The sequence below is a fragment of the Mucilaginibacter sp. genome (assembly GCF_041088075.1).
Classification (GTDB): Bacteria; Bacteroidota; Bacteroidia; order Sphingobacteriales; family Sphingobacteriaceae; genus Mucilaginibacter_A.
Genome location: NZ_JBGCVY010000037.1, coordinates 179819 through 203274, shown reverse-complemented (window position 1 = coordinate 203274; position 23456 = coordinate 179819). Strand labels below are relative to the sequence as shown.

23 protein-coding genes are annotated in these 23456 nt (G+C 41.1%); 10 read left to right on the top strand and 13 right to left on the bottom strand.

Annotated elements, in window-relative coordinates:
* Window positions 1-151 precede the first annotated feature (151 nt).
* The 7 genes from V5804_RS09345 to V5804_RS09315 form a co-directional block, all read right to left on the bottom strand.
* Window positions 152-1867 carry a tetratricopeptide repeat protein gene (locus tag V5804_RS09345; protein ID WP_369591120.1) on the bottom strand — a complete coding sequence of 572 codons (1716 nt, stop codon included), beginning with the start codon at window positions 1865-1867 and terminating at the stop codon, window positions 152-154.
* A gap of 27 nt (window positions 1868-1894) precedes the next feature.
* Window positions 1895-2806: a PstS family phosphate ABC transporter substrate-binding protein gene (locus V5804_RS09340; RefSeq protein WP_369591119.1), complete on the bottom strand. Its 912-nt coding sequence runs from the start codon at window positions 2804-2806 to the stop codon at window positions 1895-1897.
* Window positions 2807-3028: 222 nt separating this feature from the next.
* Complete coding sequence (locus V5804_RS09335) at window positions 3029-3865, bottom strand: energy transducer TonB (protein ID WP_369591118.1); 837 nt, start codon at window positions 3863-3865, stop codon at window positions 3029-3031.
* Window positions 3866-3924: 59 nt separating this feature from the next.
* Window positions 3925-4461 carry an ExbD/TolR family protein gene (locus V5804_RS09330; protein WP_369591117.1) on the bottom strand — a complete coding sequence of 179 codons (537 nt, stop codon included), beginning with the start codon at window positions 4459-4461 and terminating at the stop codon, window positions 3925-3927.
* A 16-nt stretch (window positions 4462-4477) separates the two neighbouring features.
* The gene (locus V5804_RS09325; protein WP_369591116.1) at window positions 4478-5083 is read right to left on the bottom strand and encodes a biopolymer transporter ExbD; all 606 of its coding nucleotides are present in this window, start codon (window positions 5081-5083) and stop codon (window positions 4478-4480) included.
* Window positions 5084-5150: 67 nt separating this feature from the next.
* Window positions 5151-5999, bottom strand: a complete 849-nt coding sequence (locus V5804_RS09320) for a MotA/TolQ/ExbB proton channel family protein (protein ID WP_369591115.1) — start codon at window positions 5997-5999, stop codon at window positions 5151-5153.
* Window positions 6000-6289: 290 nt separating this feature from the next.
* The gene (locus V5804_RS09315) at window positions 6290-6631 is read right to left on the bottom strand and encodes a translation initiation factor (RefSeq protein ID WP_369591114.1); all 342 of its coding nucleotides are present in this window, start codon (window positions 6629-6631) and stop codon (window positions 6290-6292) included.
* Between the two features lie 472 nt (window positions 6632-7103).
* On the opposite strand from V5804_RS09315, the gene metK reads away from it, so the two are divergent.
* The 5 genes from metK (at window position 7104) to V5804_RS09290 (ending at window position 11040) form a co-directional block, all read left to right on the top strand.
* On the top strand, window positions 7104-8354 hold the full coding sequence (gene metK, locus V5804_RS09310; RefSeq protein ID WP_369591113.1) for a methionine adenosyltransferase: 1251 nt from the start codon (window positions 7104-7106) through the stop codon (window positions 8352-8354).
* 73 nt (window positions 8355-8427) lie between these two features.
* Window positions 8428-9351, top strand: coding sequence for an EamA family transporter (locus V5804_RS09305; RefSeq protein WP_369591112.1), 924 nt, complete (start codon window positions 8428-8430; stop codon window positions 9349-9351).
* Between the two features lie 34 nt (window positions 9352-9385).
* On the top strand, window positions 9386-9946 hold the full coding sequence (locus tag V5804_RS09300) for an NUDIX domain-containing protein (protein WP_369591111.1): 561 nt from the start codon (window positions 9386-9388) through the stop codon (window positions 9944-9946).
* A 13-nt stretch (window positions 9947-9959) separates the two neighbouring features.
* A complete protein-coding gene (locus V5804_RS09295) occupies window positions 9960-10700 on the top strand; it encodes a lysophospholipid acyltransferase family protein (protein WP_369591110.1) in 741 nt (246 codons plus the stop codon).
* 139 nt (window positions 10701-10839) lie between these two features.
* Window positions 10840-11040 carry a hypothetical protein gene (locus V5804_RS09290; RefSeq protein WP_369591109.1) on the top strand — a complete coding sequence of 67 codons (201 nt, stop codon included), beginning with the start codon at window positions 10840-10842 and terminating at the stop codon, window positions 11038-11040.
* A gap of 37 nt (window positions 11041-11077) precedes the next feature.
* Here V5804_RS09290 and V5804_RS09285 read toward each other — a convergent pair whose 3' ends face one another.
* Together V5804_RS09285 and V5804_RS09280 are read right to left on the bottom strand one after the other, a co-directional pair.
* Entirely contained in the window at window positions 11078-12469 is a 1392-nt protein-coding gene (locus V5804_RS09285; protein WP_369591108.1) for a M28 family peptidase, read from the bottom strand.
* A gap of 434 nt (window positions 12470-12903) precedes the next feature.
* Complete coding sequence (locus V5804_RS09280) at window positions 12904-14304, bottom strand: MBL fold metallo-hydrolase RNA specificity domain-containing protein (protein ID WP_369591107.1); 1401 nt, start codon at window positions 14302-14304, stop codon at window positions 12904-12906.
* Window positions 14305-14407: 103 nt separating this feature from the next.
* On the opposite strand from V5804_RS09280, the gene V5804_RS09275 reads away from it, so the two are divergent.
* The 3 genes from V5804_RS09275 to V5804_RS09265 all read left to right on the top strand — a co-directional run bounded on the left by V5804_RS09275 (window position 14408) and on the right by V5804_RS09265 (window position 17027).
* On the top strand, window positions 14408-14782 hold the full coding sequence (locus tag V5804_RS09275) for a BlaI/MecI/CopY family transcriptional regulator (RefSeq protein WP_369591106.1): 375 nt from the start codon (window positions 14408-14410) through the stop codon (window positions 14780-14782).
* Between the two features lie 5 nt (window positions 14783-14787).
* Window positions 14788-16686: a TonB family protein gene (locus V5804_RS09270; protein ID WP_369591105.1), complete on the top strand. Its 1899-nt coding sequence runs from the start codon at window positions 14788-14790 to the stop codon at window positions 16684-16686.
* Window positions 16687-16757: 71 nt separating this feature from the next.
* A complete protein-coding gene (locus V5804_RS09265; RefSeq protein WP_369591104.1) occupies window positions 16758-17027 on the top strand; it encodes a hypothetical protein in 270 nt (89 codons plus the stop codon).
* Window positions 17028-17135: 108 nt separating this feature from the next.
* Here the strand turns inward: V5804_RS09265 and V5804_RS09260 are convergent, their stop codons facing one another.
* Window positions 17136-18164: a dipeptide epimerase gene (locus tag V5804_RS09260; protein WP_369591103.1), complete on the bottom strand. Its 1029-nt coding sequence runs from the start codon at window positions 18162-18164 to the stop codon at window positions 17136-17138.
* 57 nt (window positions 18165-18221) lie between these two features.
* On the opposite strand from V5804_RS09260, the gene V5804_RS09255 reads away from it, so the two are divergent.
* A complete protein-coding gene (locus V5804_RS09255; RefSeq protein WP_369591102.1) occupies window positions 18222-19211 on the top strand; it encodes a hypothetical protein in 990 nt (329 codons plus the stop codon).
* A 276-nt stretch (window positions 19212-19487) separates the two neighbouring features.
* On the opposite strand, the gene V5804_RS09250 is transcribed toward V5804_RS09255, so the two are convergent.
* The 3 genes from V5804_RS09250 to pepT form a co-directional block, all read right to left on the bottom strand.
* Window positions 19488-20288, bottom strand: a complete 801-nt coding sequence (locus V5804_RS09250) for a Fic family protein (RefSeq protein ID WP_369591101.1) — start codon at window positions 20286-20288, stop codon at window positions 19488-19490.
* 78 nt (window positions 20289-20366) lie between these two features.
* Window positions 20367-21224, bottom strand: coding sequence for a fumarylacetoacetate hydrolase family protein (locus V5804_RS09245; RefSeq protein WP_369591100.1), 858 nt, complete (start codon window positions 21222-21224; stop codon window positions 20367-20369).
* 84 nt (window positions 21225-21308) lie between these two features.
* Window positions 21309-22559, bottom strand: a complete 1251-nt coding sequence (pepT, locus tag V5804_RS09240; RefSeq protein WP_369591099.1) for a peptidase T — start codon at window positions 22557-22559, stop codon at window positions 21309-21311.
* A gap of 110 nt (window positions 22560-22669) precedes the next feature.
* Here pepT and V5804_RS09235 point away from each other — a divergent pair, with 110 nt between their 5' ends.
* Window positions 22670-23404, top strand: coding sequence for a hypothetical protein (locus tag V5804_RS09235; protein WP_369591098.1), 735 nt, complete (start codon window positions 22670-22672; stop codon window positions 23402-23404).
* The last annotated feature ends 52 nt before the right edge of the window (window positions 23405-23456 follow it).

Below are 23456 nucleotides of genomic sequence, written 5' to 3'. Positions count from 1 at the left end.
ATGACCCCGGAAGCAACCCATGTTCAACAAAAGATCAAAAGAAAATTGTGGAATAAAAAAGTCCTGAAAGAATGACCTATCAGGACTTTTATTGAATAATTTTAAAAAACTAATCGGTCAACTTTTTTCAGGACTAGTCATACTGTTTTTATCACTTACTTTTTGCTGCGCCGCCACCTTTTTTAGAGAAGTAAGCAATCGCTTGTTTATTGGTTGGGTCGTTTTCTCTTGCTTTGGTAAAGTTCTCGCTTGCTTTGGCCGGGTCTTTTTCTTTGTACTCGTAATAAGTACCTAAATAAGCATAGGCTTCACCTAAATAAATCTTGTCTGCATCAGCAACCGGGGTTTTGGCAGTAACCAATTGAATGTATTGCTCATAATATGGTTTTGCGTAGCCATTTGTTGTATTTCTGCTGGGCTCCCTCAAATCGTTTGCCCTTGCTTCATATAATGCAACTGTAGCTTGAGGAGATGCGGCATGGTGCTGAATGTAACTGAATGCTGAATCAGCTTTCACAAGCAACGCCGTATCAGCAACCGGTTTTGGTTTGGCAGTGCTATAATATTGTTCTTTAAAAGCATTGTAATAACTTACACCTTCCCTTAAATAATCACCTAAGGTAGCTTGACGAGATTTAGTAATGTAAGTTTTATAAGCATCGCCTGCTTCTACATATTTCTTTTGGTTGAATAAAGTTTTTGCAATCTCACTATAAGCTTCAACCTGCGCTGTATCTAATGTCAATGCCTTACGCAAGTTGTTGATAGCAGCAGAATCTTGTCCGCCGACTGCTAACTGTAACCTTCCAAGATATAAATAATCCAAAGGAATAATACGTTTTTGATCTGCCTGACCCATAAATTTGTTCAAAGCATCTAAACCTGCCTGATAGTTTTTGTTTTCGTAGGCTGCGTAACCTAAATACCGGTAAACTTTTAAGTTGTCTTTCGGTGCAATTTTGGCAATATCATTTGCTTCCTGCTCTAAGCCTTTGTAATCCTGCGCATACACCAGGAAATCAGCATAACGCATTCTTGAAGCCACAGATCGGTCTGTTAAATCCAGGTATTTTTTGTAAAAATTTACAGCTTGTGTGTATTTTGCTGGTGCCTCGGCTTTTTTGGTATTGTTTCCCCAACGTAAATAAGTCTCTGCTAACTCCCGGTAAGCAGGGCCATAATTCGGGTCTATTGCCAATGCTCTACGGTACTCTTTTTCAGAATCTTCAAAGTTGTTGGCTTGTTTCCAAATTACACCGGTTGCTACAATGGCACTTACCATTTTTGGGTTGATCGCCAATGCCTGCTGATAATTGTCATAAGCCTCTGTATTTTTAAGTTGAGAACGGTAAGCATCGCCTAAAGCAGCAAACAGTTCCGGGTTTTTTTCTTTAGGGTTGGATGCGATACCTCTTTTCAAAACTGCAATTGCAGCATTTGGATCCGGGTTTGGCTCTAACAAATAAGCTTTGCCAATATATACATATGGCTCTAAATCCTTTTTGTCTATCGCCGCTAAGGCTTTATCCAAATCTGTTTTTGCAGCAGCGGTGTTTTTATCCAAACGGTCTATTGCGCCTAAGCCTGCATAATTTAAAGCAGATTTCGGGTTTACACTAATTCCTTTGGTAAAAGTAGCTTTTGCAGAATCAGGCTCATTTGTTTTTAAATATACCCAGCCCAGATAAAAAAAGTTCTCATCTTTTGTGGCCTGGGTTTGTGTAAGGTTCTTTAGCATTGATTCGGCCTTTTGGTATTGTTCTGCATCAATTGCCTTTTTAGCATCGGCTAAACTCTGGGCAAATACAGAAGAACTTAACATGGCTAAACCGGAAATGGTCAGTGCTGCTTTATTGATCATCTTCATAGTTAAAATTCTAATGGTTAAATTATATTACAAGTCCTTTTTAATGTTTATATCTCGTCTGGGCAAAGAATCAGGCAACAAACCTGACCGTAAAACTATTTTTTGCCCTCTTTCACTTTGTAAAAAAGAAGCGAAACCTGTACCTAAACCTACTTTACCGGTACAATCTACCACATAAATTGTTCTTTTTAAAGAATATTGGTTTAGGGCCAAAGCGGATTGTGAAGGTTTAACATAGCCATTATTAATGTTTTTTGCCTTGTCATCCTTTACACCAACAACGCTGATGTTTTGAGCTGCACTGGCATAATCTGCGTCCGGTTCTAACAACCAGCTATAACTGATGAAACCAATTGCATCCTGATGTGTGGCAACATACTTGATCACTTCCTTGCTGTTTTTAAGGGCATAAACATTTTTTTGTTTTAATTGGTTCGTTCCTGATAACTTCATTAAATAATTAATAATACTTGAGTTTGGACTATCAAAAACGAGGTTTTTGTTTGTTTTAGTATTGCTTAAAAATAAACTTTTTACTTCTGATAGCAGCATTAATGAATCCGGGGAATTTTTTCCAACAATTAAAGCGATGGCATCTTCGGCAATTTTCCCAATCTGCGGAGGTAAGTTTCGGTTGCTTAACACTTTTACTTCGTCTGGATTCAAAGTACGTCCCATAATGGCAAATTTTGCTTTATTATTAAGCATTAAATCCAGTATTTTATTTTCAGGCTGATAAATAACATCAGGTTTTGCATCCGGATAAATGGATTTAAAAACGTACAGCTCCTGGTCTAATAGCGGGGAAAGCGATTCATCAAAAACAAAACGATAACTACCAGAAGTGAATTGGTCGGCAGTATTTACATTATTGCAGGAAACAATAATTATACTTAATAAAATAGCACAACTAAAACTTACTAATTTTCTTGATTTCATTTTCTTGTAAAATATCTGGAAAATCGAAGTACGGAATAAATAATAATTACAGCGCCAAATAAGTAACGTTGGGTATTGCTCATGTTTAATGGAAGCTTGTCCCAAAACATAACCATTAAACCCAGCCCTACAAAACAAACAAAAGCGGTCAGTCCTAAAATAAGGAGAAACCGCTCAAAGAGCGGTTTCTCCTTAAAATTCAATCGGTCAAACATGTTAAAATTACTGGTCTGACGAAAGCGTAAAGTTAACCGGCATGGTAAAAGCAACACGAACAGGTTTTCCGTTTTGGATACCTGGTGTCCAATGTGGTGATTTAGACAACACCCGTATAGCTTCCTGCCCACAACCTCCGCCAATATCACGCAATACTTTAATGTCAGTTAAGCTTCCATCTTTTTCTACCACAAAAGATAAAATAACACGTCCTTGTGTATTGTTTTCTTTTGCCACAGGCGGATATCGGATATTCTTACTTAAATAATTGCCAAATGCCGCATCTCCACCTGGAAACGCTGGCAATTTTTCAACTGCCGCAAAGCTTACAATAGCATTGGTGTTTTCTTCAACTACTTTTTCTTTTACATCCGATTTACCAACAGCTTCATCTATACGAATGTCAGCATTAGGGTCGCCTTTCAAATCTTTTTGTCCGGGGTCTTTAACTTCCAGTTCTTTTACCGTTGGCGGATCTTTTTCCTTCACCTCATTGTCCGGTTTAACAACTGGAGGCGGAAAACGCACCTGGTCAACTTTTGGTTTTGGCGGTTCTACTTTAGGTGGCGGGGGTGGTGGTTTAGTTGCGTCTATCGGAGGTGGAGGTATTAACACAACATCCTGGATTTTTACTTTTTCATCTGCCTTAGGGATAAAACCTTTAAGTTTGTTGATAATAGTAGGCATCGCAATAGCCAAAACAAATAAAGCACTGGCAATGATTAAAGCCCGTACTGATGTTTTTGCATTTTCCTTACGTAGCACATATGCTCCGTAAGCCTTATTGCGGCCCCTAAAAACAACCTCAATCCATTCCGGATCCAATATATCTAATCTTGCCATGGTTGTTTAAATTTATGATTTAATTTTTTAACTGATTGATTCTATCTTGATTATATATATTAGTAAAGGCCATCCCGTTTCAAGGATTCAATTTCAGGAGCAGTAATATCTACAATTGCATAAATTTGAACATTAGCAATCTTAAGTTCGTCCAGCATATCCACTAAATTCTTGTAGTCAGATTTATCTGATGGCTTAATTAACACGATCATATCCTTTCCACCTGATTGTTGTTTAATACGTGCAGCATTATCCAATAAAGCTTTACGAATTCCATTTTTTCCGTAGTTGTCAACATTAGGGGCTACTTTTCCTGGTTCACCAACAAACCATTCTAATTTATCTTTACTGCCCAATAATACAGACATTGTACGAGAGGCGGGAACAGGTAACTGATCCTTTTTAATATCATCCTTATCTGGCATGCCCAAATCCATAGCTTGTGGTTTAGCCAAGGTTGTGGTAAGCATAAAAAACGTAATCAGTAGGAAAGCCAAATCTACCATGGCTGTTAAATCAACACGGGTGGATGCTTTTTTACTCCTTACTTTTCCCCCGCCTTTCTTGCCACCCCCGGAGGTATCTAATTCTGCCATTTTATTTTAAGTTTAATTATTTTGCAGCCCGCATTGAAGTAATCAGGCTAAATTTATTTACTTTTTGTTTTTGTAATATTCCAATAACTTTTTTAATAGTAGGATATTCTTCCTTGCTATCTCCTTTAATACCAATTCTTAAATCTTTATTGACCAAAGCTTTTGCTGAAACCCGGGCTTCACGAACCCAGTTAAACAATTCATTGCTAACAGAATCAGTTGGTATTCCCGGTTGTTTTAATGCCTTACGTTTTTCCGGATCCATATCCAGAAACTGTTTCATACTGGCAATTGGCACACCAAAGGATGGCAATCGAGAAAACAATGCTTTTTCCGTAGGTGTAAAAGTTATATTATACTTTTGACCAACGTTTTCTAATGTTTGTGCCTTTATCGCTTCTCCTTCAATACTAAAAAAAACCTTTCCTTGTCCAATTGTAAGGGTTGCAACATCATCCGGTAATTTAATCAACACAGAAGAGCCAGGAATATCTACCGGAACAAGATCTTCTGTTTTAGGTTTAGAAGTAAGAATAAAAAAGGTAAGCAAAAGGAAAGCCATATCGCACATAGCTGTCATATCAATTGCAGTACTTTTTCTTTTTATATGAGCTCTTGGCATAATGATTTTATTTAAATAATCGGTTAAAAATATGGGCAAACAATTGCAGACATATTAACGATAAGAATTAATGATTATTTTTATGGGAAGCTGCATAAGTTTGAACAATACTAAAACCTGTTTCATCAATAGCGTAGGTTAAAGTATCAATTTTAGAAGTAAAGTAATTGTATGCAATAACGGCTAAGGTTGAGGTGAAAATACCTAAAGCCGTATTGATCAAAGCTTCAGATATACCTGTTGCCAATGCAGCTTGGTTTGGCGCCCCTGATGTTGCCAATGCAGCAAACGCTTTAATCATACCTGTTACTGTGCCTAACAAACCGGTTAATGTACCGATAGATACCAAAGTTGCAATTATCGTTAAATTTTGCTCCAACATAGGCATTTCCAAAGAAGTTGCTTCTTCAATGTCTTTTTGGATAGCCAAACATTTCTGATCTACGTCCAAATTTGGCTCTTGTTCCATCTCGCGGTATTTTTTTAAACCTGATTTAATCACGTTTGCTACCGATCCTTTTTGTTTATCGCACTCAGCACTTGCGGCTTCAATGTTTCCGGCATTAAGGTAAGCCTGAACTTTTTTGATAAAAGCATCCACATTGCCAGAACCTGCTGCTTTTCCAATTACCACAAAACGCTCAATAGAAAAAATGATTACGCATAATAAAAAAGTCATCAGTACTGGTACAATTGGCCCGCCTTTATGGACAACACCAAAATAATCACCATTTGCTGGTTCGTTAGCTGGATCACCACCTTTGTAATGGCTTGGATCACCCAAAACAAATATGTATATCAATAAAGCTACGACAAATGCGATTGGAATTACTAAAGATGCAAAAATGCTCGATGAACCTGAGCCTTCTTTTTTTACTGTTGCTGTTGTTGTTGGTTTTGGTGGAGTAGTTGCCATTGTTTGGGTTTTTTAGTTTAGTTAGATTTTAGTTTTATAAATGTAGGGTTTATTGCTGGTGTTTTTATAAATGCAATAACAAATTTAAAGTTTTACTATTAATAAAAAAGAATAAATAAAATGATAATGTAAATTTAATTTACCTCCTTAAAAAAATGTGGACTGATTGCCAGGTTTAAAAAAATACAATTTCCTTCGAATTTGCTTTTACAATAAAAGTGAAAAATATTAATTAATGCAAGTATTAAGTGTAAAAAACACACCATTGCCGTAATTGTAAAAATTGTTGCCTATCCGCCGGCTATTTTTGCTTTGTAGTTATCGGTTTGCAAAACCTGTAAAACCTTGTCCCTAAAATTTCCCTGGATCAATATTTCGCCATCCTTTACCGCTCCGCCTACGCCGCATTTTGTTTTCAGTTTTTTGCCTAATTTTTCTAAATCTTCTTCGCTGCCTTTAAATTCGGCAATCCGGGTTACCAGTTTTCCGCCCGCTTTCCGGTCCAAAAAAATCTTGAGTTGCTGCTGTTGCGCAGGAAGTGTTTCTTCAACCCAATCATTTTCCTGCCGGTATTCAAAACCAGGATCGGTAGAATAAACTACGCCTGTAACACTTTTATTTTTCTTGCTCAAATTAATTTATCTATAAAAGTTGAACGCCTTTCTGTGATGCTGTTTTTACCGGTATAAATTTAGTATGAATTTTTTTTATGAACGAAACTTACCACGCTTAATTTTAATTTGTTTAAACTTATTTTCCGGATGCTTCTTTTATCAGGTAAAAATTAAAGTCATCCCCCTGGCCCCCTTCAAAGGGGGATGAGGGCCAGGGCGTCTATCTTTCCTTCTCCAAATTTCTAAATTTTTAGAAAGGTAGCCCAAATTTATGGCACTAAAAGAAGCATTGCGGCCGCAAAAAACAAATTCGGTTTCGAATTTCGGCAATTATAAAAATGTTTTAATTTTGCTGCCTGTAAAGTGGACTGATTTGAATTGATTGCAACCACGTAAAAAAAAGTGCTAAAAAACTGGTTTTCCATTTTGCGCTTGCAATCCCCATCCGGCTGTTTTACATTTTTATTCATATTAACTTATTAAAATAGCTATGTCATATTTATTTACTTCGGAATCTGTTTCTGAAGGGCACCCTGATAAAGTTGCCGATCAAATTTCTGATGCTTTAATTGATAATTTTCTGGCCTTCGACCCTGACTCTAAAGTTGCCTGCGAAACTTTGGTTACCACCGGCCAAGTTTTTTTGGCGGGGGAAGTGAAATCGAAAGCTTATTTAGACGTGCAAAAAATTGCCCGCGATGTGATCAACAAAATTGGTTATACCAAAGGCACTTACATGTTCGATGGAAATTCTTGTGGTGTGCTTTCGGCCATCCATGAGCAATCACCAGACATTAACCAGGGTGTTGACCGCGCCGACAAACAACTGCAAGGTGCCGGGGACCAGGGGATGATGTTTGGTTACGCTACCGTCGAAACCGACAATTTTATGCCGCTTACGTTGGATATTGCCCATGCTTTGCTGATTGAACTGGCTGCCATCCGCCGCGAAAATTCGGACATACAGTATTTAAGGCCGGATGCAAAATCCCAAGTAACGCTGGAATATAACGATGATAATCAGCCGATTAGGATTGATGCAATTGTGATTTCTACGCAGCACGATGATTTTGACGAGGAAAAAGCGATGCTGGAGAAGATTAGGGAAGATATGATCAAAATCCTGATCCCGCGGGTAAAGGCAAAATATCCCAAATACAGCCACTTTTTTAACGACGAAATTAAATACCACATCAACCCGACCGGAAAATTTGTAATTGGTGGCCCGCACGGCGATACCGGTTTAACCGGACGAAAAATTATTGTAGATACTTATGGCGGCAAAGGTGCACATGGTGGCGGCGCTTTTTCGGGAAAAGACCCTTCAAAAGTTGACCGTTCTGCAGCTTATGCCACACGTCATATTGCTAAAAATTTGGTTGCTGCCGGTGTTTGTACCGAGGTTTTAGTCCAGGTTTCTTACGCCATTGGTGTAGCCCAACCGATGGGCATTTATGTAAACACTTACGGGACCGGAAAAGTGAATTTGCACGACGGGGAAATTGCCGAAAAAGTTTCCGCCATTTTTGATATGACGCCTTACGCCATCGAAACCCGATTTAAACTGCGCAACCCCATTTATGCTGAAACTGCAGCTTACGGACATTTCGGCAAAGAACCGCAAACCGTAACCAAATCCTTCTTCACACCAAACGGCGAAGAAACCAAGGTAGAAGTAGAATTGTTTACCTGGGAAAAACTCGACTATTTAGACCAGGTAAAAGAAGCATTTGGTTTATAAGCCCGATGCTTCTTTTACCCCATATTTTTTGGTATTGCTTTATAACAGCGATACCAAAAATTAAGGTCTCGATATGAAAAATAATCCTCTCCTCCAGCGCCTGCTGCTCATTTTTGCCTTTTTTAACATCTACATCATCTGGGGCTCAACCTATTTGGCCGTTGCTTTTGGGCTAAAAGGTTTTCCTCCTTTTATTTTAGTTGGATTACGATACCTCATAGCCGGTTTAATTTTGCTGGCCTATGTGAAAATAAAAGGCGAAAAACTGCCTCCGCTAAAAATAATTTCAAGGCACGCAGCAAGCGGAATATTGATGCTGGTTGGCGGGACCGGAATGATTGCTTGGGCCGAACAATACATTTCTTCCGGCCAGGCCGCTATTTTAATTGCAACCGAACCGCTGTGGTTTTTATTGCTGGATAGAAAAAACTGGAAAACCTATTTCTCCAACAAATACATCGTTTCGGGATTGATCATTGGCTTCGCCGGGATTTTTTTGTTTTTAAAGTCGAACGATTTGCAGGTCAATCATTCTGCCATCGGCCTCGTTGCAACTTTAGTAGTTTTGCTAAGCGCGATTTGGTGGGTTTTGGGTTCACTCCTTATTAATAACACCAAAAGCAGCAGCTCAATTGTAATGAACAGCAGTATGCAATTGCTTTCGGCAGCAGTGGTAAGCGGCGTTATTGCTTCTTTTACCAATGAATTTTCCGGTTTTTCTTTCGCGCAAGTCCCGCTGCAATCCTGGATGGGGCTTTTATTTCTGATTGTTTTTGGTTCATTGATCGCTTACCTATCGTTCGTCTGGCTCATCACCAAACGTCCTCCGGCTTTAATCAGCACACATACTTATGTTAACCCGGTTGTGGCCGTGCTTTTGGGCTGGTTTTTTGCACACGAGAATTTGGTAAAAGGACAGTTGGCCGCGCTCGTCATTATCCTGATTGGCATTGTATTGGTCAATGTTCCCGAATATCAAAAAGCTACTTCAACCTGATTTCCGGCTTTTAAATTTTACTACTTTTACAACCATGCAAACTGAAGTTAATCCCTGGAAAATCAATTCCGAAGAAAATATTTACGATAACCCCTGGATTAATGTTACCGAGTTTCAGGTGATTAATCCTTCGGGCAATCCGGGAATTTACGGACAGGTACATTTTAAAAATAAAGCGATTGGTGTTTTGCCTTTGGATGAAAATTTGAATACCTATTTAGTCGGGCAATTTCGTTTTCCGCTGAAGCAATACAGTTGGGAAATCCCGGAAGGCGGCGGGCCGTTAGCTGGCGAACCTATAGATTCTGCCAAGCGCGAACTGCTGGAAGAAACCGGGTTAAAAGCCGAAAAATGGACGGAAATCCAGCGCATGTACCTTTCCAATTCGGTTTGTGATGAAGAAGCAATCATTTATCTCGCCCAAAACCTGGAACAATTTGAAGCCGAACCAGAAGAAACCGAACAATTAACAATCAAAAAATTGCCGTTTGAGGAAGTTTACCAAATGGTTTGCCGCGGCGAAATTACCGATGCCATTACCGTTGCTGCCGTTTTGAAAGTACACATTATGCTTTTAGAAAACCGTTTGCATTAATACTTCTTTTACCATGCAAAAATTGTTGAGTTATATTTTAACGCCGCTGCATTATATTCTATTTACGTTTTTCCTGTTGGTTTTTCATCCGGTACAATGGATTGCGTTTCGGTTTTTTGGCTACCAGGCGCATAAAAATGTGGTTGATTTAATGAACCTGGGTTTGGTTTCCTCCTATTATTTGTTGGGAAACTCGGTTAGTTTTAGCAACCGTTTTGATTTGCCCGAAAACCGCCCGATTATTTTTATTGCCAACCACCAGAGTTTGTATGATATTCCGCCGCTGATTTGGTTCCTGCGGAAATACCACGCCAAGTTTATTTCTAAAATTGAACTCACAAAAGGCATTCCTTCCATTTCTTTCAACCTGAAATATGGTGGCGGCACAAATATCGACCGTAAAGATTCGAAAGCAGCAATTATTGAAATGTCGAAATTTGGGACGCGGATGAAAACTAATACCTGGTCGGCGGTAATTTTTCCCGAAGGAACGCGCGCCAAAACTGGCGTGATGCGCGATTTTCAAATCGGCGGGATTGCAACGTTGTTAAAAAAATGTCCGGAAGCGTTGTTGGTTCCGATCGTGATCCGCAACTCCTGGAAAATGGTTCGATACGGCACTTTCCCATTAGGTACTTTTTCAAACCTGAAATTTGAAGTTTTGGAACCGATAGAACCCGAACAACATTTGCCAGAAGTTTTAGTAAAACGTGCAGAAACGGTGATTCGGGAAGCGTTGGGGCAAAATTCCTGATTTAATTCTATTTTCCCCTTCCGGTAAAAATTTTCGTCGGTAAAAAAATGCCGTTCACCGATTTTTCTTATAGGTCTGCCTAATAAGCATTTAGCAGGTTGCAGATTAGCTTTTTCTTTGATTCATCAAACCGATAGTCATGAAAAACTTCATCATCAACACCAACCCTTTTATACTGCTTTTAGCCCCTGTAATTTTGGCTTTACTGCTGGGTATCAATTACGAAGTAGAACATTTGCGCACTTTCCAGGTAGCCAGCGCCGAAACCATTTCTTTGTTTTCCGGCAAAATGAACCTTTTTCAAACCGTTTGCGAAGTGGTTAAAGACCAGGTTTGGTAATGAATTTTAGGTTGATAAAAGAAGCATCAACAATTGCTCACCGAACCGGCTTCGGTACCACCGGCAAACTTTCATGTCCCAACTCATCCACCGATTGCACTGCGAAAAAGTAATTGTCTTTAGAATAATCCAGCGTCGCTTGTGTATCCGTTACAAAAAATTTCTTTTCCCAATACGGGCTGATGGTTTCGCGCATCAACACATAATAACCCGCCGGCTTTTTGCCCGTTTTTGGCGCTTCCCATTTCAAAGCGGTTTTATTGGTTAAACCGCTGGTGATGATGCCAACGTTTTGCGGTTCGGCCGGAGCCAAGGCCAGGTTGGCCAAAACCGATAAGTTCATCCGCGAAACTTTTTGGATATAATCGTAATCCGCAGCATCGGGCACATCGCCATAATCCACGCCGTTTTCTTTGCGGACATCCTGGTGCTGGCGGTTAAAATCCTCGTTCATTTCCGTAAAACGGACGGCCGCAAAACCTTGCTGTAAAAAAGGTGTTTGGTCGCCGCCGCGCAAAAACCGGTCCCGGCGATAAATCATTTTTACATCCAATTGAGACACATAACGCTCGCCGATTTCTTTGACATAACGCGCCAACTGCCTCGACGGACTGTCATTTTCTCCGCCATTGTTTACCAAAGAACCAATTGCCAAACCGGCACGGCGGGCAGCCAAAGTATCAGCCCGCGAAGCAATAACGGTGGAAGGCACGCCTTCGCTAAAAACACGTACGCTGCGGTTATCTTTCAACCCGGTTTCCATGCCGTAAGTATTGCCCACAATATCATTGTTCAGCATCGCATCCACATTCCAGTTTTCGGCTTTGGCGCGTTTGGCCACGTTGGTCGAGCCGTTTAAGCCCTGCTCTTCTCCGGCAACGGCCATAAAAATAATGGTGGCAGGAAAAGTCCTTTTCGACATTACGCGCGCCAGTTCCATGGATAATGCCGTCCCGGATGCATCATCAACTGCGCCCGGTTCTACCGAATTGGCATTCATAATATCGTTTACCCTCGAATCATAATGGCCGGAAACCATATAAATCCGCGTATCGTTCGGGTCGGTGCCTTTTAAAATCGCCAGCACGTTTTTTAGAACCGTTGGCTTGTCAATCCGTCCACCCGCAGGTTGGGTAAACGTATCAAACTCCACTTTCATCCTTCCGCCGGAAGCTGCGGCGTATCTTTCCATTTCCGCTTTGATCCAATTTCTGGCCGCGCCGATGCCGGTGGTTTTGCTCGTGGTATCGCTTAACGTGTGGCGTGTTTTAAAGCTGACCAATTTCCGAACCGTTGCTTCCAGGTTTTTGGCCGAAACTTCGTCCACCATTTTGCTAATCTGCAAATCTGGTTTGATAATGGTGGTTTGCGCAAAAGCAAAAACGCTGAACGCGGTGAATATTAAAGTGCCGAGTATTGTTTTTTTCATATTTCTGCTGATGTTGTTGCCAAATTTATACCGATAAAAGAAGTATGCTTCTTTTACCGGTTCTTTTTTAATGTTTCAGCTCAAATTAAAACTTAAACTGATTAACCTGTTGTAACAAATTTGCTAAACGTAGTTAAATTTTTGTTGTGTTTTTAAAAAAAAGCTTTGTTTAGATTAGTTTCTAAAGCTGCAACTACGTTAAATTATAGTTTATTGATTTTTAGGTGATAAAAGAAGTATTGTAGGAAGTCCGAAAGTCGGTAAAGTCAGGAAGTCCGAAAGTGCTGTCATTCTGCACCAAAGGGAGGAATCTTCATCAAAGGAATAAATACACATACTTCTTTTATCGCCTAAAAATTAGTGTCCTGGTTGAAAGAAGATTTCTCCCTGCGGTCGAAATGACAAAGCGGCTACCTTTCTCCTTTCAACCTCCTTCACAACTCCACCGTTTCGTGTTGTTCCGGGATTTCCACTTCCTTAAAGTTGTAGGTTTTAATCCGCTCGGAAAAGTTTTGCTGCACCTTGTATTCGCCGTGAACCAGGAATATTTTTTTCACTTCTTTCGGGTCCTGGCAGGATAAAAAATGCAGCAAATCTTCGTAATCGCCGTGTGCGCTCATGGATTTGATCACTTTTACATCGGCCATCACCTGGTATTCTTCGCCAAAAATCGAAACAAATTTATCGCCGTTGATTAAACGCCCGCCCAATGATTTGGGCTCGCAATAACCAACCATTAAAATCGTGTTTTTATGGTTGCTGATACTGTTTTTAATGTGATGTTTTACACGCCCGGCTTCGGCCATGCCCGAAGCAGAAATGATAACGCAAGGCCGGGGATCATTGTTTAAAACTTTAGATTCTGCCACCAGTTCGATAAACTTTAACCCTTTAAATGCGAACGGGTTCAAATCCACTTCCAACACTTTTTGTACGCCGTTATTGTAAACTTCCGGATGTTCCAGCAAAACCTGCGTGGCTTTATTGGAAAGCGGACTATCTACATAATAAGGAACATCGGGCAAAATCCCTTTCAGTTCCAGCGCGTTTAAAGCATACAATAATTCCTGCGTTCGGCCAACGCTAAACGCCGGGATAATCACTTTGCCGCCTTTTACCAGGCACGTTTCTTCGATAATTTCTTTCAATTGGTTTTCTATCGGATCCAAATCTTTGTGCAAAGAATCGCCATAAGTAGATTCGAGAATAATGTAATCGGCTTGCTCAAATGGCTGCGGCGGGTTCAGCAGTAAATCATTGTAACGGCCAACATCGCCGCTAAAAGTAAGGTTGGTAAATTTGCCTTCTTCTAAAATGTTTAAATGTACGGCCGCGCTGCCGATGATATGCCCGGCATCTGTAAATTTCAGTTTTACGCGCGGTGTAATTTCAAATTCTTCGCCGTATTCCACTATTTTAAACAGGTGCAAAGCTTCTATTACGTTTTCTTCGATGTAAAGCGCGCTTAATTCTTTCAGGTTTTTGCGTTGCCGGTGCTTGTTGCTGTAGGCCGAATCCTGCTCCTGGATGCGGGCAGAATCCATCATCAATATCCTTGCTAAATCCATTGTTGCGGATGTACAAAAGATCGATCCTTCAAAACCTTCGGCTACCAAACGCGGGATCAAACCGCAATGGTCAATATGCGCGTGCGAAAGAATCAAATAATCCACCTTTTTGGGGTCAAAGCCAAAATATTCGTTCAGTTCTTCGGTTTCTTCGCCCATGCCTTGGAACATGCCGCAATCCAGCAAAATCTGCGTTCCGTCTGCCAATTCTAATAAATGTTTGCTGCCGGTTACGTTGCGCGCGGCACCGTGAAAAGTGATTTTCATGTAATTTGTATTTTTTAAGTTGAGGTGCAACGCCTTTTTTAAATAAAAGTTCTTTTTTAAAATATTAGTTGCGAAACTAAAATAATAGTTGTACCTTAGCTTTATGAAACAAATTAAAGAACTAACCCGCGCAGAAGAACAAATTATGCAAATTTTATGGCAGTTGGAAAAAGCCTTTGTAAAACAAGTAATTGAAGAACTGCCCGAACCGAAACCAGCCTACAACACGGTTTCTACGTTTATCCGCATTTTGGAAACCAAGGGTTTTATCGCCCATAACTCTTTTGGCAAAAGCCACCAGTATTACCCGCTGGTCTCGAAAGAAGAATACCAGAATTTTTCGGCCGATAAACTGCTGAACGGCTATTTCGACAACTCGGTAGAACGCATGTTTTCCTTTTTTGTGGAGAAGGAAAAAATAGACCTAAAAGAAGCAGACGAGATTTTAAAACTGATCGAGAAACTAAAAAACAAATAAACATCATGAACTGGTGGCACTATCTTATCCTGGCAAACCTGTATCTGGCGCTGTTTTACGGGTTTTATTTATTGCTTTTGCGCAAAGAAACTTACTTTATGCTCAACCGCATTTACTTGGTTTCGGCAGCGGTATTATCGTTTTTTATCCCGATGATGCAGGCCGAATGGGTAAAAAACCTGTTCATCACGCAAAAGGTACAGCAAACCATTTATTACATTGACCCCGGTTTTGTTTACCAGGTTTCGCCTTCGGCAGAAAGCGGTTTTACCGTTTCCCAGTTTTTTACCGCCGTTTACTGGCTGGTAACGATGCTTCTTTTAGCACGCTTAATTTATCGTTTTGTAAAGCTGAAACGCTACCTGCAATCGGCAGAAACCGGGCTTGCTTTTTCTTTTTTCGGGAAAGTGAAGGTGGATGAAAACCTGCCGCAGCAAGACGTGATTTTGCAGCACGAAATGGTGCACGTAGCACAATTGCATTCTGCTGATGTGCTTTTGTTTGAAGCCTTGGCCATCTTAAACTGGTTCAATCCGGTCATCTACTTCTACCGCAAAGCCATCAAACACAACCACGAATTTATTGCCGACCGTGATGCCATCAGTTTTGGTGTTGACAAATCCGACTATGCACTGTTGCTGCTCAGCCAATCGATGGGCATCGAACCAAATACTTTAACCAACAGTTTTTTTAACCAATCGCTTTTAAAACAACGCATTATGATGCTGCATAAAAACCCTTCACGCCGCGCCGCACTTTTAAAATACGGACTTTCGGCACCACTTTTTGCCGCCATGCTGGTTTTGACTTCGGCCACGGTGAGCGAACAGAAAACGATTCAACAGATTTCGGATAATTTTGGCAGCGATATACCTGTCAACAGTGTTGTAATGAATATTGGCGAGAGCGTTAGTTCTCCCCTGAAAACTACTTCGGCAGAAAAAGGCACGGTAAAAACAGTATCAGACTTAAAAGGGAAAGTGGTAAATCCGCTTGGCAAACCTATGGCTAATGTGAAAGTGCAGTACGAACAAAATAATTTTAGCACAACAACGGACGAAGACGGAGATTTTGAAATACCCAATTATACTGAACGGGCTATAGTAACTTTTAAAAGCCCTGATTCAACTGTTTTGGTAACAACATTTGACCATGTTGCCGGAAAACTTAAAATCGTTGTGTTTGAGGACAAGGCGATGGCCAAAGCCAGGGCAAACATGCTTGTTGTGAAACCTTCGTCTGAACCTGGAGTCGTTAGTTTTGCATCGGTCGAAAAACCGCCATCATTTCCCGGAGGAGAAGAAGGATTTGCTAATTATCTGGCAAAATCAATTCATTATCCAAAAGAAGCTAAAGACAAAAATATACAAGGCCGCGTAATTATTTCTTTTATTGTGGAGAAAGACGGCAAGCTAACCAATCTAAAAGTGCTGCGTGATATTGGCGGCGGTTGCGGGCCGGAAGCTGTCCGTGTTTTAGAAGAATCGCCTAATTGGAACCCTGGCTTACAAAACAGTAAACCGGTAAGGGTGAGTTTTACCATGCCGGTTAATTTCAGTTTGAATGATGGAACAAAAGCAAGTACAAGTTCAACTTCAAAAAAAGATAGCATTATTGATATTGTACTCACTCCACCGCCAAATGCAGATACTACTAAAAGAATAAATGTAGTGAGAGTTGATGGTAATGCATTGTATAATAAAGCTATGGTGATTATAGACGGGGTTGAGGCAAAAGGGATTAATCCGCTTAACAACATCAACCCAAATGATATAGAAAGTATTACAGTTTTAAAAGGCGCATCAGCAACAGCAAAATACGGTGATAAAGGCAAAGACGGCGTAATTGAGATTACTACTAAAAAAGGTAAAAAAAATCTCGAAACAGAAAAAAAGAAACCTTAATGCTTCTTTTATCACCTAAAAATCAGTATGGTTAATTTGTGTTTGCTTGTATTTAACGTTCTTTTTCCTTGATGAAAAAGAACCAAAAAATCAAGACAAACCCGATCCCTCCGGGCGTTTTGTCCGGCCTTTCCGCACCTGGGCGGATGCCTGCCGCTTCGGATTTCTGGTGGTTATCTTGCGCTTTTAAAGGCTGTTTTTTCAGATGCTTCTTTTATCGGTATAAATTAGGTGAGATGGAAAGCAACTTCTTGGTGTTTAGAAACTTGCAGGGCCGTTTGCAGGTAGCCGCCCAGGCGCGGTGGGCTGAATGCCGCCCGGAGGCGATCCGGCATTCTTGAATTTTTGGTTCTTTTTGTTCAAGCAAAAAGAACGGACAAGAAAAAACTTATCGCTTTGAAGAAGATTCCTCTCTTCGTTCAGGATGACAAAACACAAAAACCCGCAACTCACAACGGAGAACCGTCAACCGATTTCAGCCCCAAACCAAATGCTTCTTTTAGCATATATTTTCCATTAACAAATTCCGGGTTTTGGTACGGGTTGTTTTTGGTGAGAAACGGTCCGTCTAAATCCGCCCAATCGCAAAGTGGCGCCAAAGCGGCGGCGGCCAACGTGGCGCAACTGGTTTCGCTCATGCAGCCAATCAATACTTTTAAACCCAGTTCTTTGGCTTTTATTAGCATGCGGTGGCCTTCAAACATCCCCGCAGATTTCATCAGTTTTACGTTGATGCCGTGGTAAACGCCTTTTGCTTTTTCCACATCCGCAAAACGCTGCACGGCTTCGTCGCCGATTATCGCAACCGGACTTCTTTCCGTCAGCCAAGCATTTCCTTCCACATCGTTTTTGTCCATCGGCTGCTCAATCAGTTCTACGCCTTGTTCGTGCAGCCAGCAAATTTTATCGAGCGATTGCTGCCTGTCCGTCCAGCCCTGGTTGGCATCCACATAAAGCGGAACTTGGGTAACCGAACGGATGGCGCGGATAATTTCTTCGTCGTTATCTTTTCCCAGTTTAATTTTAATCACTTTAAAACCCGCTGCTTCCTGCGCTTTTTTAACAATCATTTCGGGCGTATCCAAACCCAAAGTAAAACTGGTAACCGGCATCAGGTCAGGATTTGCACCAAATAGTTGGTAACACGGTTTTTGCTCCATCTTCCCGATCAAATCATGAAAAGCAATATCAATAGCCGCTTTTATATTTGGGTTTCCGGGGGCAAGATCATCTAAATAAGCCATCAACCTTTTCGCAGAAAAAGGTTGATAAAAGAAGCTAAGGTCAACTTTTTTTAAAAATGCGGTTGCCGTTTCCAGGTTTTCGCCCATGTACGGCACCATCGAAGCTTCGCCGTATCCCGTAAAACCTTCGTACTCCAACTGTAATAATAGTAAAGGCGTCGCCGTGCGCGAAAATTTGGCGATAGTGAACGGATGCTTCAGTTCGAGCTGGTAAGGTTGGTAAGTCAGTTTCATGTTAAATCGCCTAAAGCTAAAAATTCCTGCCCAAAATCATTTCTATCTTTGGCAGATATGCAAACGGAAATTTACAAGCCTTTCGATACCTTTAATTTTGGCAACCGAACCTGCTTTTTATCCGGGAAACCGCTGCAATCGGTAGAAGAAAAAATCCAGGTTTTTCCGGCCTGGCTGCTGTCGAAATACAACCTGTACGACCAGCCGTTTAAGATGCTGGACGAGAACTTCCCGACGTACAAAGATTTAAAACTGCCATGCTCGGCCAAAGTGAACGAGCTGTACATCGCGCCTTTGGAAGCGGAAATTAAAGCCGCTTTTGAGCAAGGTTTTGAAGCCGTAAAAGCGCTGGACGAATGGAAACTGTTCCTTTGGGCGGGCAAATTGATGTACGGCATTATTTTTAACGAACTGCAATCGGCCATCAAGCAGCAATACGCGCAAGGCCAGGGTTTGAACATTTCGCAATCGCTGATGCACAAATTCAGCCAACTGCATTTGATGTTGCAGATGCTTCTTTTACCGATCATTTTTGAAGATTTTAAACCGTTCAGTTTTTTTCTGTTTCAAATTGATCCGGAAACCGATCAGTTTAATTACCGAGATGAAATCAACTCGCTTACGTTTGCACTTCGTTTAAAAGATTTCGGCTTTATTTTTTGCCTGCAGGATAACGGAGCAAATACTATTTATCACCAGGAAATTTTGGAGAAAATACAAGGGCAAACGCTGCATCCAATTCAGTTTGAAGAGTTTAGCGGACGCATTTTTTACTCGGCTTACTTGTTTAACCGTTTGCCCGAATACCACATTTTGCCGGTTAACGATAAGATTTATATCGAAGCCATGCCATTAAAAGGTTTAAGCTCGAAGCCTTATTTTGATGAGTGGAAGCCGAAAGTTTACGGCCAGGTTTTAGAAAGTTTTTGGAAATCCTGGGGCTTTTTATTGCTCGAAATCATTAAAAACCCGGAGCATCCGATAAGTTTTTTGGTGGATAAAAACAGTATGTTTATTAAAGCGGAAGAAATTAGGTTGCCGGGATGAAAGTAGTTTTGTCATTTTAATCGGAAGGGAGAAATCTTCTTTCAACAGAAAAAATCAATGGGTTTGAAGAAGATTCCTCAATCGTTTCGGAATGACAAAGCGGCCCTAAAAAAATCAAAATCACAAAGTCAATTTTATACTGATAAAAGAAGCATTGTGAAAAATTTAGGGGGGTTTTGTCATTTCGACCCAAAGGGAGAAATCCTCTTTCAACAAAAAAAGTTTCACCACTTTGAAGAAGATTCCTCCCTTCGGATCGGAATGACAAAACTGCTTTCAAAAAATCAGCGAAAATGTTTTCCCTCGCAGCGGCTTTTGCGCTTCTTTAAACTGGTCAATTTCCCGGGCAAGCAGCTTTTGATACTGGCTGTGCATGAAATCCCTAAAAATTTGGATGTCCTCTTTTTTCCGTGTTTCGGTCAAAGCTTCAAAATAAGCGGCCTTGTCTTCCTTAAAAACCAAGCCCAAAGGCAGGTTGCACTTTTGCTGTAAATAATTCATTAACAGGCGCGAAGTCCTTCCGTTTCCATCATAAAAAGAATGCACCGTAACCAAATCAAAATGCGCATCAAAAGAAAGGTTCAGCATTTTTAAATCGCTTTGTGCCTTGGCCAAAGCCTCGTTTAATTGATCGGATAGTTTTACCAGCAAACGTTCTACTTTATCATAATTTACAGGATAGCTATTGCCTACCGAAACATTGCTTTTTCGCAGCTCGCCTTTAGATGCATCAACCGTTCCTAAAATGGTATTAACAATCTCGCCTGTTCTTTTCATCACGTGCGCGTTAATCTCCCTGATAAATTGCAGGGAAACCTTGCGGGAAATATTAGCTGGCTCAAGGACGAATTTAAGCGCGTTATAATGATCGCTGACCATCAAACTGTGGTCTAAAAGCTTTCCTTTGGGCGTCAGGTTTTCGTCTAATAAAAGTTGCGTTTCCACTTCTGTTAAAGTAGAACCTTCGATCGCAGCAGAATGGTGAACAATGGCAAAATGATTGAACTTGTCGAAATCAAAGTTTTTTGACAGCCCCAAACGGTTAAATTCCTCAATAAGTTCTAAACTCTTGTTCATTGGTATAAAGATACTTAAATCAATTTGGGTTTAGATTTTATGCCGATAAAAGAAGCATTGTGAAAAGCCGTGTAGCTTTCAACTTCCGGCATACGCTTTTACCACCTGCCTCGCCGTTCCCAAACCATCCATCCCTAATTCAAGCACATCGCCAGGTTTTAAATAAATGGGCGGATCAAAGCCCAAACCAACACCGGCAGGGGTTCCGGTAGAAACCAAATCGCCGGGCAGCAGCGTCATAAACTGGCTGATGTAGGAAATTAGTTTTGGAATGCCGAAGATCAGGTCATCGGTATTGCCGTTTTGCATCGTTTCACCGTTCAGTTTCAGCCATAAACGCAAGTTGTGCACGTCTTCAATTTCATCGGGCGTAGCCAAAAACGGGCCAAGCGGCGCAAAAGTATCGCAGCCTTTGCCTTTGTCCCAGGTGCCACCACGCTCCAATTGAAATTCGCGTTCGGATACATCGTTGTGCAAACAATAACCGGCCACGTAATCCATCGCCTCTTCTTCGCTTACATAACTTGCTTTTTTGCAGATCACCAAAGCCAGTTCCACTTCCCAATCGGTTTTGGTCGAATTTTTTGGGATGACGATGGCATCGTTCGGGCCAACCAAAGCGGTGGTAGATTTAAAGAAAATAATCGGTTCTTCCGGGATTTTAGCGTTCGTTTCCTGCGCATGTTTGGCGTAATTTAAGCCGATGCAAACAATTTTGGAAGGCCGAGCAACCGGCGGGCCAAGTCGTTCTGTTGCTGCAATTGCAATCAGTTTTCCCTGGTTGGCTTTTACAAATTCTTCCAAACGCGCCAGGCCGTTGTCTTCAAAAAACTGTTCGTTGTAATCTCCACCGTAGGCAGAAGTATCGTAACGGACGCCATCAATCAAAACGCCAATCTTCTCTTTTCCGGCCTCGCCGTACCGTATCAGTTTCATAAAGTAAATTTTTAGGTGGTAAAAGAAGCATGCTGTTTTTACCGGTGTTTTTTCATTGTTTGGGTTGAGAAAACCAAAACTTTATCAACTTCTTTCTTCCCAAATTTGGCATAAATTCAAAATCGTATCTACCGCTTTTTGCATATCCTGTACCGAAACCCATTCCTGCTTGCTGTGGAAAGCATGTTCGCCGGCAAAAATATTGGCACAAGGCAAACCCATAAAAGATAAACGCGAGCCGTCCGTTCCGCCGCGAATGCTTTGCAAACGCGGTTTTAAACCTGCCCTTTTAATGGCTTCAATCCCGTATTCAATTACCTGCGGATGCTGGCTCAGCACTTGTTTCATGTTGCGGTATTGTGCCGAAATTTGCAAGGTAAAAGAAGCATCGGGGAAATTTTGTAAAACTTCTTCTGCAATTTTCCGGATTACATTCGCGTGTGATGCAAGTTTTTCATCCTCAAAATCACGGATGATAAAATCAACCACGGCTTCTTCCACCGTACCATTGACCGAAACCGGATGGATAAAACCTTGTTTCCCTTCGGTGTTTTCCGGGGAAAGTTCTGTGGGAAGTCTGGCCAAAACCTTTCCGGCAATTTTAATGGCGCTTTGCATTTTCCCTTTGGCAAAACCCGGGTGCGTACTTACGCCTTGAATTTTCAACCGTGCGCCATCAGCCGAAAAAGTTTCATTTTCTATCGTTCCTGCTGATTCTCCATCTACCGTGTAGCCGAAATCTGCTGCTAATTTCTTCATGTCGGCTTTATCTACGCCGCGGCCAATTTCTTCATCCGGCGTAAATAAAATTTTGATTTTTCCGTGTTTTATTTCGGGATGATTTATCAATTGCTGACAGGCATCCATAATGGCGGCTAACCCGGCCTTGTTATCTGCGCCAAGCAATGTAGTCCCACTTGCCGTGATCACATCGTTGCCAAACTGGTGCTGCAAATCCGGATGCTCTTTTAAGCGGATAATTATGGATGGGTCATCAGGCAAAACCAGATCCTGGCCCTGGTAATTTTGATGGACAATCGGTTTCACATTTTCTCCGCTACAGTCCGGCGAAGTATCCATATGCGAGCAAAAACAAATAACCGGAACTGGTTTTGCAGTATTGGCCGGAATGGTTGCATAAACGTAGCCGTATTCGTCCAGATGCGCGTCCTGCAAACCAATCTGCAATAATTCTTCCACCAAAATTTTGCCCAGGTTTTTTTGCTTTTCGGTGGAAGGCGTGGTTGGAGACGCTGCATCAGATTGCGTATCAACCGCAACGTATTTTAGAAACCTATTTTGTACAGTATAATGCAACATACGCGAACCATTCATCGTTAAACATTTTTGATAATAAGTTAATAATTCTATTTTTGGATTGCGGGTCCTCAAAAGTAAAACTTAGTCGTGTCCTTCGGTTATTGTTCACTAAAAAATATAAACGCTTGAAAAAGATCTTACTATTGGTTGCATTTGTGGTATCAAGTTGCTCTGTTTTTGCCCAAATTGGGTACAATTACCACCAAATTAGTTTAGGCGCGGGCATCAGCACGGTTAAAATACACGGCGATTTGAACAAGTCTTATGGCCAGGCCGCTTTCAACCTTAACCTAAACTATCATTTTACGCCTTTTGTAACTTTTAGTGTGGAAGGCCAGGTCGGCAGATTGGCAAGCGGCAATGCCGACAGTAGCAAAGTTTATTATGGAGAGCAGTCCAGCAATAAATATACGGCGCTTATTTTTCATGGTGATGTGCAATTGGGCGAGTTCATCAATTACAGCGATGATTTCAGTGCGATCCCGATCCTCACCAAAATCCTGAACGGGGCAAAAAATATTTATATCGGAACGGGCGTTGGCGTGATTTTTAACAAAATGGACTACATCAACCGCCAGGATTATAAAGACCCGAACGTTGTTTTTGCCGGTTTGGACAAGAGCAACGAATTGGTAATCCCGGTGAGGATTGGTTACGAATACAAAATTTACAATGCTTACGACGAACCGCAAATCCGCATAGATTTGGGTTATCAGGGAAATTTCTCTACTGGCGATAATATGGACGGCATCAAGTCCGGCCATTACGGCGATTGGTATTCGCAAGTTACTTTGGGCATTAAAATTGGGATTGGCGGTGTTACTTCCTACCGTAAACCAATCCATGTTGGCATGTTTTAACTATTAAGAAAAAATTTATAGTTTAACTGTGGGCGTTATCGAATTGATTTCT

What these genes read in the sequence shown, in the direction of transcription:
- V5804_RS09345 (WP_369591120.1), bottom strand. Translation starts at nt 1,867, where the DNA reads ATGAAGATGATCAATAAAGCAGCACTGACCATTTCCGGTTTAGCCATG.
- V5804_RS09340 (WP_369591119.1), bottom strand. Translation starts at nt 2,806, where the DNA reads ATGAAATCAAGAAAATTAGTAAGTTTTAGTTGTGCTATTTTATTAAGT.
- V5804_RS09335 (WP_369591118.1), bottom strand. Translation starts at nt 3,865, where the DNA reads ATGGCAAGATTAGATATATTGGATCCGGAATGGATTGAGGTTGTTTTT.
- V5804_RS09330 (WP_369591117.1), bottom strand. Translation starts at nt 4,461, where the DNA reads ATGGCAGAATTAGATACCTCCGGGGGTGGCAAGAAAGGCGGGGGAAAA.
- V5804_RS09325 (WP_369591116.1), bottom strand. Translation starts at nt 5,083, where the DNA reads ATGCCAAGAGCTCATATAAAAAGAAAAAGTACTGCAATTGATATGACA.
- V5804_RS09320 (WP_369591115.1), bottom strand. Translation starts at nt 5,999, where the DNA reads ATGGCAACTACTCCACCAAAACCAACAACAACAGCAACAGTAAAAAAA.
- metK (WP_369591113.1), top strand. Translation starts at nt 7,104, where the DNA reads ATGTCATATTTATTTACTTCGGAATCTGTTTCTGAAGGGCACCCTGAT.
- V5804_RS09305 (WP_369591112.1), top strand. Translation starts at nt 8,428, where the DNA reads ATGAAAAATAATCCTCTCCTCCAGCGCCTGCTGCTCATTTTTGCCTTT.
- V5804_RS09300 (WP_369591111.1), top strand. Translation starts at nt 9,386, where the DNA reads ATGCAAACTGAAGTTAATCCCTGGAAAATCAATTCCGAAGAAAATATT.
- V5804_RS09295 (WP_369591110.1), top strand. Translation starts at nt 9,960, where the DNA reads ATGCAAAAATTGTTGAGTTATATTTTAACGCCGCTGCATTATATTCTA.
- V5804_RS09290 (WP_369591109.1), top strand. Translation starts at nt 10,840, where the DNA reads ATGAAAAACTTCATCATCAACACCAACCCTTTTATACTGCTTTTAGCC.
- V5804_RS09285 (WP_369591108.1), bottom strand. Translation starts at nt 12,469, where the DNA reads ATGAAAAAAACAATACTCGGCACTTTAATATTCACCGCGTTCAGCGTT.
- V5804_RS09280 (WP_369591107.1), bottom strand. Translation starts at nt 14,304, where the DNA reads ATGAAAATCACTTTTCACGGTGCCGCGCGCAACGTAACCGGCAGCAAA.
- V5804_RS09275 (WP_369591106.1), top strand. Translation starts at nt 14,408, where the DNA reads ATGAAACAAATTAAAGAACTAACCCGCGCAGAAGAACAAATTATGCAA.
- V5804_RS09270 (WP_369591105.1), top strand. Translation starts at nt 14,788, where the DNA reads ATGAACTGGTGGCACTATCTTATCCTGGCAAACCTGTATCTGGCGCTG.
- V5804_RS09265 (WP_369591104.1), top strand. Translation starts at nt 16,758, where the DNA reads ATGAAAAAGAACCAAAAAATCAAGACAAACCCGATCCCTCCGGGCGTT.
- V5804_RS09260 (WP_369591103.1), bottom strand. Translation starts at nt 18,164, where the DNA reads ATGAAACTGACTTACCAACCTTACCAGCTCGAACTGAAGCATCCGTTC.
- V5804_RS09255 (WP_369591102.1), top strand. Translation starts at nt 18,222, where the DNA reads ATGCAAACGGAAATTTACAAGCCTTTCGATACCTTTAATTTTGGCAAC.
- V5804_RS09250 (WP_369591101.1), bottom strand. Translation starts at nt 20,288, where the DNA reads ATGAACAAGAGTTTAGAACTTATTGAGGAATTTAACCGTTTGGGGCTG.
- V5804_RS09245 (WP_369591100.1), bottom strand. Translation starts at nt 21,224, where the DNA reads ATGAAACTGATACGGTACGGCGAGGCCGGAAAAGAGAAGATTGGCGTT.
- pepT (WP_369591099.1), bottom strand. Translation starts at nt 22,559, where the DNA reads ATGAATGGTTCGCGTATGTTGCATTATACTGTACAAAATAGGTTTCTA.